General features: G+C 44.4%; 1 pseudogene. It reads left to right on the top strand.

The window, feature by feature from the left end:
* Nucleotides 1-124: pseudogene (locus tag H5300_RS27500) on the top strand (helix-turn-helix domain-containing protein); the annotation flags it as partial.
* Nucleotides 125-250 lie beyond the last annotated feature (126 nt).

Below are 250 nucleotides of genomic sequence, written 5' to 3'. Positions count from 1 at the left end.
ATGCGATCGCATTAAAGCTGTGTTACTTACTTCTGAAGGTTGGAGTCAGGCTATGATTTCTCAAGCCCTTCGTATTCATGAATCGACTGTCGCTCGCCATCTCAGCGACTATACGCTCTCAGAAAGTAAGCGTTCACCGAGGTATCTTGACTTACCATTCCTGAAGAAGCATGTGCAGTTTATAGATCAAAAACGTTCGGGTACGGTTTCTTCTCAACGACTGACGTGATGATTTCACTCAGAACTGACA

Origin of the sequence: Vibrio sp. SG41-7, assembly GCF_014164465.1 — a bacterium.
GTDB classification, from domain to species: Bacteria; Pseudomonadota; Gammaproteobacteria; order Enterobacterales; family Vibrionaceae; genus Vibrio; species Vibrio splendidus.
The sequence above is the reverse complement of the archived record's forward strand: the minus strand, read 5'-3'. Positions and strand labels throughout refer to the sequence as shown.